Origin of the sequence: Neobacillus drentensis, assembly GCF_036966985.1 — a bacterium.
Taxonomy (GTDB): Bacteria; Bacillota; Bacilli; order Bacillales; family Cytobacillaceae; genus Neobacillus; species Neobacillus drentensis_E.
This window is the reverse complement of the sequence record NZ_JBALSN010000089.1, coordinates 1-9,507: the sequence shown is the minus strand read 5'-3', so window position 1 is coordinate 9,507 and position 9,507 is coordinate 1. Positions and strand designations below refer to the sequence as shown.

The following is a 9,507-nucleotide window of genomic DNA, read 5'->3' as shown; positions in this document are numbered from 1 at the left end:
AACAAGCATTCTTTTGGAACCGTATTTATCACAAAGTCTTCCGATTATAAGTGTCCCGATAATGGCTCCACCTTGGAGGGCAATGAGAAATCCTAAGCTTGAGTTTAATCCATATCCTGCTTCCATCATTAATTTTGGGAGCCAAGTATTCAAACCATAAACCATCAATAGACAACTGAAGAATGCAGTCCAAAACATAACCGTACTGAAGGCCCTGTTCTCTTTAAATAATCCTATTATAGGAACCTTTGTTTCTTGTGTTTTTAAGTTGATAACCTCGTCATTTTGACTAAAATGTGATTCGGGACTTACTTTGGCAAGGGTTGCAATCAATTTTTCTTTTTTGCCTGTACGGATAAGATAGCTGGCTGTTTCAGGCAGCTGTTTATACATAATAGGTAATAATAATAGAGGAAGACCCGCAAACCAGAAGATTGACTTCCATCCGAATGTTGGCATTAAGGTGATCCCTATTAAGGGAGCAAGAATTCCCCCAACAGAATAACCACATAATACGATACTTACAATCATACTTCTCATCGTTTTAGGAGCATAATCAGTTAAAAGTGCGATAACATTCGGCATGATTCCTCCCAAACCCAAGCCAGCTAAGAAACGAAAGGTTGAGAAAGTAGTAGGGGTTTCGGCAAAGCCGCAAAGGAATGTAAATAAACTAAACAGTACTAACGTTATAGCAACTACGTTCTTTCTGCCAATCCGGTCAGCCAAAGTACCGAAAAAGATTGCCCCAAACATCATCCCAAACAACCCATAGGTCCCGATTGCTCCTGCTTCCACCGATGAAAGATTCCATTTTTCTATCAAGGTGGGTAAAACAGTTCCATAGACAACCAGATCATAACCATCAAACAGGATAATGAAAAAACTCCATAATAGTAACCCTAAATGAAAGCGGTTAAATTTGCTGTTTGCAATAACTTCGGTAGAATTAATCGTTGTCATTTTCTTATCCCCTTCAAAAATAAAATTAGATGATAACGCTTACGAAAATAGGAGAGAATTCGCCTTTGTTATCGGTTAACACTATTTGCTCTTTATATATAGTGAAATATGTTCTCTATTTAGAAATTATAAACACTAATGATTTCAATTTCAATAAAAGATTTAAATTTTTCGGAATATTTATACTAAACCGGGTACATAGAACCATCAAACACACAAAAAAAGCGGGGATTTTCCCGCTTCTTTTTATTGGGCGACAGCACGGTTGCCCTAGAACGAGCTTAGTTTGTTGTACTGATTTCGGACAATTCGAACAGTAGTGTAGCGATTTCGGACAAAAATCTTGGGGAAATTAAATGATTATTTTTCTGAATGTTGTAAAGGATAGCGTTTTCGATATTGGCATGCTTCTTGCGAGATTAGTAATTAAAGGCGGAAGCGGTAGTTGGACCCGTGCAGTAGCAATTATCGATTAAAGCGACTAATTATTGCTATGGGAATTTTCATTTAATAAAAAATAGGTTGCCCATTGCTAGGACCAATGAAGAGGGGATGAAGAAAAATATCCTCAAGGAAACAGCACCGGTTAAAAGTGTTAAGTTATATTTCAGAAGATTCTGGAATTACAACATCTGTATAAAGTTCACATATAGGACTATCAATATTTGTAGAGTGAGTTTTTATAAAACTTACTCTATTTTTATTGATATGCAAGAAAACTATTGTAAAATTAAGAAAAGTGAAATTTACTTGGAGGAATTCAATTGACTAACATGAAATCAGCTATAATTGTTGGTGGTGGAATTGGCGGGCTTGTGACTGCCCTTAAACTTCACCGCGTTGGCGTGTCAGTGCGTGTATTTGAAAGTGTTGAAACTATAAGAGCACTTGGAGTTGGGATTAATCTGTTGCCCCATGCTGTTAGAGTTCTCACAGAATTAGGATTAGCAAATGAACTCGAACAAACGGGATTGCCTACGGCAGAACTAATTTATGTAAATAAATTTGGCAAAAATATATGGCAGGAGCCAAGAGGAATGAACGCAGGATACCGCTGGCCACAGTACTCTATCCATCGCGGACGCTTACAAATGCTTCTCTTAAAGGCTGTAAAAGAACAATTGGGAGAAAACGCAGTGTTAACTGGTCATCATTTGATTTCTTTTCAAACGTTAGGCAACAAAGTCGAGGCGCAGTTTGAAAATCGCAAAACTGGAGAGCATTTGGGCTCTTACACTGGAGATGTGTTAATTGCGGCAGACGGAATACATTCTGCAGTTCGAAAATTCTATTATCCAAATGAAGGGCTCCCTAAATTCAGCGGGCGGATTTTATGGCGTGGCCTAACTGAATCCTCTTCATTCTTAACAGGGAGATCGATGATTATGGCTGGATATCAGGATCAAAAGTTTGTTGCCTATCCAGTTTGCCCTGAAACTGCTGCAAATGGAAAATCCCTTGTAAACTGGATTGCTGAGTTAACTGTAAGTGATGAAATGCCGTCACGTGCAGATTGGAACCGTAAAATCGACAAGAATAAATTTGCACCTGCCTTTAAATCGTGGAATTTTGATTGGCTTGATATTCCGAAGTTAATTGAGGAAACAGACGATGTTTTTGAATTTCCAATGGTCGATCGCGATCCGCTTCCGCAATGGACCTTTGGCCGGATAACATTACTTGGAGATGCAGCACATCCAATGTATCCGATTGGTTCAAATGGTGCTTCTCAAGCAATTCTTGATGCAGATGCTTTAGGGAAAGCAATTGTTGAACAGCCTACTCTTGAACAGGCTTTAAAGGTATATGAAGCTGAAAGATTAGAGGCAACAGCTAGCATCGTGTTGGCTAATCGAAAAAATGGACCTGAGGTCGTTATGCAAATTGTGGAAGACCGTGCACCTAACGGCTTTGAAAATTTAGAAGAAGTAATCTCCCAAAGAGAATTAGAAATGATTTCCAAAAAGTATAAACAAATCGCCGGATTCGATAGTGAAAAATTGAACCAATTAAAAGAGGTCCAATAATGGTAGAACATATAGTCTTAATAAAACTATTACCAAAAGCAACAGAGGAACAAAAAGAGGAATTGATACACCGGACCTTACAGTAAAAAAACATGATACCCGGGATATTGGACATCCAGCAAGGCATTAATTTTTCAGATAGAAACAAAGGATACGAAATAGGATTAACAGTTCGATTCAAGGACAGAACTTCACTAGAAAATTATGGCCCTCATCCTGCCCATCAAGAGATATTTAACTATTTGAAGGAGATAGGATTGGAAGATGTAATCATAGTTGATTTCGATGTAAAATGAAGCTGCAAGTGGTATGCTTGAAAATGTGCTTTAGTTGTAAGTGAAAAACCACCAGTAGTTTTCGGGAAAATTTCATAATAAAAGTAGACTGCTATTAAGTGTGTCAAATCCACCGAATTCTATATGAATGGTGGATTTTTTTATGCAAACAATTAGGGAAACCAAACAGAATTCAATGAAACGTAAATATTCAAGATTGAGCCCGGACTTATGTATTGGAAATCTAAAAAATTATAAAAAAGTAATTGACTAAATCTTCTAAATTATTTAAACTTTAAATCATAAAGTTATAACTTCAAAATAATTGTAATTTTGAAGTTGATACTTCAATAAATGGAAAGGGGCTATAGGGATTGAGATTATCCATGTGATGAAAATCTTTTAGTATGGGGGCTTAAAATGATTTCACATAATGAAGTGGCCTATATGTCAGCTAGAGAAATAGCTACAAAAATCAAAGACCTTGAATTTTCCCCAGTAGAAGTGACAGAAGCCTTTATCCAACGTATTGAGGAAAGAAATAAGAGTTTAAATGCTTTTGTCTATTTTGGATATCAAGATGCATTGATCAAAGCGAAAGAGGCGGAACGTCTTTTGTTAGCTGGTGAGGATGTCGGCATTTTTCATGGTGTACCTTCTGCGTTAAAAGATTTGTTTGGGGCAAAGCCTGGCTGGATTTCTACCTTTGGGGGGATAAAGGCATTTAAAAATAACGTAGTTAACCATTATTGTGCCTATGGGGAACGTTTTGAAAAAACCGGTGGTATTTTACTAGGTAAGACTAATAGTCCAGTCTTAGGTTTTCGTGGAGTAACAGATAATTATTTGTTTGGACCAACACGAAATCCATTTGATTTAAGTAAAAACGCAGGGGGATCTTCTGGTGGTGGCGCGGCTGCAGTTGCTGATGGCCTTGTTCCAATTGCTCAAGGATCGGATACCGGCGGATCGACTCGCATCCCAGCAGCATGGTGTGGGATATATGGTTTTAAGCCTTCTGGGGGTCGCGTACCTTTCTTAGGGCGACCTAATGGTTTGAGAACTTACATATCCTCCACAGAAGGAACATTGACTCGGACTGTTGAGGACGCTGCGCTAAGTCTTAGCATGTTAACAGGGTATGACAATCGGGATCCATATTGTCTAGATGAAAAAATGGACTTCCTCTCAGCATTAAAGGGTTCTATCAAAGGATGGCGTATTGCTTACAGTTCAAATTTTGGCGTTTACCCCGTTGATCGTCGTGTTGCTCAAAGCGTTGCAGAAGCTGTAAAAGTATTCCAACAGTCTGGAGCATCCGTTGAAGAAGTGGATATCGGTATTCCCTATGATCAACGTGAGTTAAGTGAACTCTTTAATCGGATTGTAATGAGAGGGTCTATTTCCATATTCGAAAATTATAAAAGTAAGGGAATTGATTTATTAAAGGATCATCGAGAAGATTTGCCTCCCCAGTATCTTGAATGGATTGAGAGAGCCTACCAGATGAACATGCTCGATGTTAATCAAGACGAAATTATGCGTACTACTATCTATGACACGGTTCAAAGCGTATTTAATGATTATGATTTATTAATAACACCAACGGTAGCCACCCTCCCAACAGAAAATGGCTATGATGGAAACACGGTTGGGCCGAGTCAAATTAACGGTGTAGAAATAGATTCTCTAATTGGATGGTGTATGACCTATATTACCAATTTTACCGGTCATCCTTCTGCATCGATCCCTGCAGGGCTTGCGGACCAACTTCCTGTTGGATTGCAAATAATCGGAAAACGATATGCGGATACCGATGTTATTACAGCTAGTGCTGTATTTGAAAAGCTAAAACCATGGAATCAAATTTATGAGATTTGTAGAAATCGCATCTTAGACATTCATCAAATATCCTCAAGAAATTAAACGACTACAAATAAATAATTACTTCTCAGAAATAACAAACTTTCCAAGGTGAAAAAACAAGAATAAGAACTCATTTTAAGTCTTAATAAAATTTAATTTGGGAGGAAAATTTATGGGGCGTTTGCGCGAGTTCTCACAAAATAAGTATTTTATCCTTTTTATTCTATTTGCAGGGTGGATGGTTGCATATTTAGACCGTATGGTCATGAGTGTAGCCCTTACGTCAATAGGGGATGACCTTCATTTAAGTGCTGCATCATTAGGAATTGTTCTAAGTGCCTTTTTTGCTGGTTATGCATTAATGCAAATTCCAGGCGGTTATTTGGCAGACAAGTTCGGTTCAAAAAGAATAATGGTTGTATCACTTATTGCGTGGTCATTGTTCACGGTGTTTACAGGCTTTGCATGGTCATTGACTTCTTTGCTCATCATCCGATTCTTATTCGGAGTTGGTGAAAGCGGATTCCCTGCTGCCAGTTCAAAAGCAATTGCCGAATATTTTCCAAAAGCAGAACGGGCGAAAGCTCAGTCCACGATGTTATCTTCCAACGCTTTTGGCGCTGCCTTAGCTCCTCTCTTTGCCGCACCAATGATGCTGGTGTTGGGGTGGAGAAACATGTTTATCGTAATTGGAATAGCAGGAATTGTTCTCGTTGCTGTTTATTCGACCATTCTAAAGAAGCCGAAACAAAAAACAGATGATTCTAAAGAGTCAAAAAATAAAGAGATTTCTATGAAGGACCTACTGCGAAATTCAACGATGTGGAAACTAGTTATTGCATGGTTTGGATTAGATGTTGTTATTTGGGGATTTGCATCCTGGCTGCCTTCCTACCTTTTAAAAGTACGTGAATTGGATCTTCTGCAAGCTGGTTTTGTTTCATCATTACCATTTTTTGCAGGAGGAATTGCGATGGTACTAGGAGGATGGGTAGTTGATAAATATTTTGTAGGCCGAGAAAAATACTTTGCGATTGTTGTGACAGTACTGGGGGCTCTGTTTCTTTACCTTATGTTTAAAACTCCTTCCCTTCAACTGGCAGTTACCTATCAAATAATATCAGCCTTTTTCTTATATGCAGGGTTCGCAGGGATTTGGTCATTACCGCTAAAATTCCTTCCTACTGCCGTTATGGGATCTGCTGCCGGCATGATAAATTTTGGCGGGCAGTTAGCTGGCTTTGTGTCTCCAATGATCATGGGCTTTTTAATCACTGCTTTTAATGGTTCTTACGATGCTGCATTCTATTTCTTAATCCTTTCTTCTGTTATCTCTGTGATAGCCTGTTTTACACTTGGTGATACTAAGAAATCACTAGAATCAAACGTAAAAAGTGCATAGGTAGCTAAGTTGCTATATCAATTAAATTTAATGAAAAGAGGAAGTTTCTATGAAAATAGCTATAGCACAGATTGCTCATGAAACTAACACATTTTCGAATGTGCCAACGACAGTCGAACTTTTTAAAAACTGGGAATGGGATTACAAGGAAGAAATTATAGAAAGACATCTAGGAGTTGATGATTACGTAGGGGGCATGATTGATAAATGCAACCAACTAGGTATCGAAATCGCCCCAACCTATTCAGCCTTCACTGGTCCATCAGGAATGATCACGAAAGAGACCTATGAAACATTAGAAAATGAGTTAATTACCGGCATCCAAAATGCAGGAGAGGTAGACGGAATTTGTCTAGCATTACACGGGGCTGGTGTTGTTGAAGGAATCGATGATTTAGAAGGGTATTTACTAAAATCCCTCCGAAAATCCATTGGATATAAGATTCCTATTGTTGTAACATTAGATTTACATGCAAATGTTACAGAATTAATGGTGCAAGAGGCAAATGCTCTTTTAGGCGTTAATTTTTATCCACATACGGATTCTCATGAAAGAGGAAAAGAGGCCGTTGAGTTACTAGAGCAAATCATCCAAGGTAAAATAGAGCCAGTAATGCATCTAGAAAAGCTGCCTCTAATCATTCCTACCTCAACAACCTATGTATCGCCAGCAAAGGATATCAATGAGTTATGCTGGGAATTAGAAAAGGACCAGAAAGTAGTGGATTGTACATTCTTCCATGGGTTTCCCTATACGGATATTCCTGATGTCGGCGTTACAGTCCTTACGATAACAAACGGCGATCCTTTATTGGCTCAAAAAGTGGGGGACAAGGTAGCAAGCACTATTTGGGGAAAAAGAATGGAGTTTCGCCCAGACCTGCCAACACCTGAGGATGGAATTCAACAGGCTTTATCTAAGCAGGGCCAACCGATCGTAATCAACGAAACCTCGGATAATCCAGGTGGAGGGACTCCAGGGGATGGAACATTCTTATTAAAAGCAATGGTAGAAGCAAATGCTCCAAAGACATGCTTTGGATTTATTTACGACCCTGAAGTCGCAGAGTTGGCTCATCAAGCAGGTCCAGGGTCACATATAAATGTAGAATTGGGAGGCAAAACAGATTTATTACACGGCCGACCTTTGTCCCTAAAAGTTTATGTAAAGAGTTTATCGGACGGTCAGTTTTTCCAAACTTCTCCTATGTGGAAAGGAATAAAAGTAAATCTTGGAAAATCTGCGAGATTACAAACCGAGAATGTAGATATCATTGTTTGCTCGGTAAGAGCTCAAACGTTTGATGAGCAGGTGTTCTTACTTCATGGTATTGATGTAGCAGAATATAAAGTTGTAGCGTTAAAATCAAGTCAGCACTTTAGAGCAGCATTTCAGTCGATTGCAAAAGAAATTATTACAGTCGATTCACCAGGTTTAAGTACATGTGATTTCTCGTCATTTGATTATAAACGAATCAATCGGCCAATCTTCCCTTTAGACGCTGTACAAGATTATAAAAAGCAGGCATCAAAAGTATATTAATAAATTTCGATATAAAAGATGTGAACTTGTAGGTTCCAATTCAAGGACCACAGCATCTAGAAAGGTAGATCAGAAATGGAACCTATTAAAGAACTCATTCGAATAAATTTTAATAAGCTAACAAATCGTCAAAAAATTGTTGCCAAATTTATATTGGATCATCCACAACAAATCGCATTCCAAAAGGCAAAAGAAGTTGGTGAGTTGACATCAACCAGTGAAACTACAGTGATACGTCTCTGTTATGCGCTTGGATATACAGGATTTAGTCAATTGCAAAAGGAAATTCAGACAAGCTTATTAGAAAATGGACAAACAGATCCATTGGGGAAGTATAGAGTATCAACTGGGGCCCTTAGCCAGAATAATGATGATCTTATCAAACAAATCAAGGAACGTGATATGGCTTTTATAGAAAAAACCCTGGATTCTTTGAACGGGGAATTATATCAAAAAATTATCGATGCCATTCTCTATTCAAAAAAGAGATGTGTCATCGGTATGAGAAGTTCGTATGCAGCTGCTAATTGGCTCGCGTTTAGTTTAAATATTGTGAAAGGAAACACCCATCTGTATCGAGGTGAAATTGACGACGCCATTTCTTTAATTTCAGACATGGACCAGGACAGTCTGGTTATCGCCTTCTCTTTCCCGCGTTATGCAGAAGAAACCATTTCGTTTGTCAAGGCCGCTAAGAAAAAGGGAGCAAAAATAATTGCGATTACCGATAATGAAATATCTCCGTTAGGAGCATTTGCGGATTTGTTGATAAAGGTTTACACACCCTCTCCTACAGGGCTAAATGGGATGGCTACCATGTTTTCCTTGCTGAATGTGATTGTATCTGGCGTTGCCTCATCGAAGTGGGAAGAGGTACAAAATCGTATTAATGATTACCAACAAACGAGCGAGCAGTTTTTCCCATTTTATAAGCATGAGAACGATTTGAACTAAAAACATTAAAAGTGAAAGGGACTATGATATGAACATTGATAAAGTGGAAATATCTAGACTGAAAATGCCGCTTAAGCAACCATTTGAAACGAGCTTTGGACGTTTGACCTTTAAAGACTTTCTCGTAGTAAGTATTCATAGCGGAGATTTTGTCGGATATGCTGAGAGCGCTTCCCTTCCCTATCCTATCTATAATGAAGAAACAACGGGAACCGTCAGTTATATCCTTAAGGAATTTCTAATACCTAAATTGTTTTCAGTTGAAAGAATCAAACATCCTACTGAGATTCACAAACTATTTCAGCCAATTCGACGGAATAACATGGCTAAAGCAGTTATTGATGGAGCAGTTTGGGATTTATATGCAAAACAACAAGGGATTTCACTTGCGACCGCTCTCGGCGGTGATAAAAAAGAAATCGATGTAGGCGTCAGTATCGGAATCGAAGCAACAGTGGGAAAAGTGCTAGAGAAAGT

Annotated in this window: 7 protein-coding genes and 1 pseudogene; 7 read left to right on the top strand and 1 reads right to left on the bottom strand. The window is 38.5% G+C overall.

The window, feature by feature from the left end; all coding sequences use genetic code 11:
• Positions 1-963: MFS transporter (locus V7659_RS06530; protein WP_335538916.1), on the bottom strand; the 963-nt coding region annotated here is incomplete at its 3' end.
• Positions 964-1,736: 773 nt separating this feature from the next.
• Between V7659_RS06530 and V7659_RS06525 the strand changes: the two genes are divergently transcribed.
• From V7659_RS06525 to V7659_RS06500, 7 genes and pseudogenes are all read left to right on the top strand, one after another.
• Entirely contained in the window at positions 1,737-2,990 is a 1,254-nt protein-coding gene (locus V7659_RS06525) for a flavin-dependent oxidoreductase (protein WP_335538918.1), read from the top strand.
• 92 nt (positions 2,991-3,082) lie between these two features.
• Positions 3,083-3,286 carry a Dabb family protein gene (locus V7659_RS32060; RefSeq protein ID WP_420491707.1) on the top strand — a complete coding sequence of 68 codons (204 nt, stop codon included), beginning with the start codon at positions 3,083-3,085 and terminating at the stop codon, positions 3,284-3,286.
• Between the two features lie 399 nt (positions 3,287-3,685).
• Positions 3,686-5,191, top strand: coding sequence for an amidase (locus tag V7659_RS06520; RefSeq protein ID WP_335538915.1), 1,506 nt, complete (start codon positions 3,686-3,688; stop codon positions 5,189-5,191).
• 112 nt (positions 5,192-5,303) lie between these two features.
• Positions 5,304-6,533 carry an MFS transporter gene (locus tag V7659_RS06515; protein ID WP_335538913.1) on the top strand — a complete coding sequence of 410 codons (1,230 nt, stop codon included), beginning with the start codon at positions 5,304-5,306 and terminating at the stop codon, positions 6,531-6,533.
• 49 nt (positions 6,534-6,582) lie between these two features.
• Positions 6,583-8,076: a M81 family metallopeptidase gene (locus V7659_RS06510; RefSeq protein ID WP_335538912.1), complete on the top strand. Its 1,494-nt coding sequence runs from the start codon at positions 6,583-6,585 to the stop codon at positions 8,074-8,076.
• Between the two features lie 75 nt (positions 8,077-8,151).
• Positions 8,152-9,030 (top strand): MurR/RpiR family transcriptional regulator, encoded by an 879-nt coding sequence (locus tag V7659_RS06505; protein ID WP_335538911.1) that lies wholly within the window; start codon positions 8,152-8,154, stop codon positions 9,028-9,030.
• A 28-nt stretch (positions 9,031-9,058) separates the two neighbouring features.
• Positions 9,059-9,507: pseudogene (locus V7659_RS06500) on the top strand (o-succinylbenzoate synthase); the annotation flags it as partial.

Bases quoted from the DNA above. Each gene is read 5' to 3' on its own strand.
- V7659_RS06510 (WP_335538912.1), top strand. From the start codon at position 6,583: ATGAAAATAGCTATAGCACAGATTGCTCATGAAACTAACACATTTTCG.
- V7659_RS06515 (WP_335538913.1), top strand. From the start codon at position 5,304: ATGGGGCGTTTGCGCGAGTTCTCACAAAATAAGTATTTTATCCTTTTT.
- V7659_RS06505 (WP_335538911.1), top strand. From the start codon at position 8,152: ATGGAACCTATTAAAGAACTCATTCGAATAAATTTTAATAAGCTAACA.
- V7659_RS32060 (WP_420491707.1), top strand. From the start codon at position 3,083: ATGATACCCGGGATATTGGACATCCAGCAAGGCATTAATTTTTCAGAT.
- V7659_RS06520 (WP_335538915.1), top strand. From the start codon at position 3,686: ATGATTTCACATAATGAAGTGGCCTATATGTCAGCTAGAGAAATAGCT.
- V7659_RS06525 (WP_335538918.1), top strand. From the start codon at position 1,737: ATGAAATCAGCTATAATTGTTGGTGGTGGAATTGGCGGGCTTGTGACT.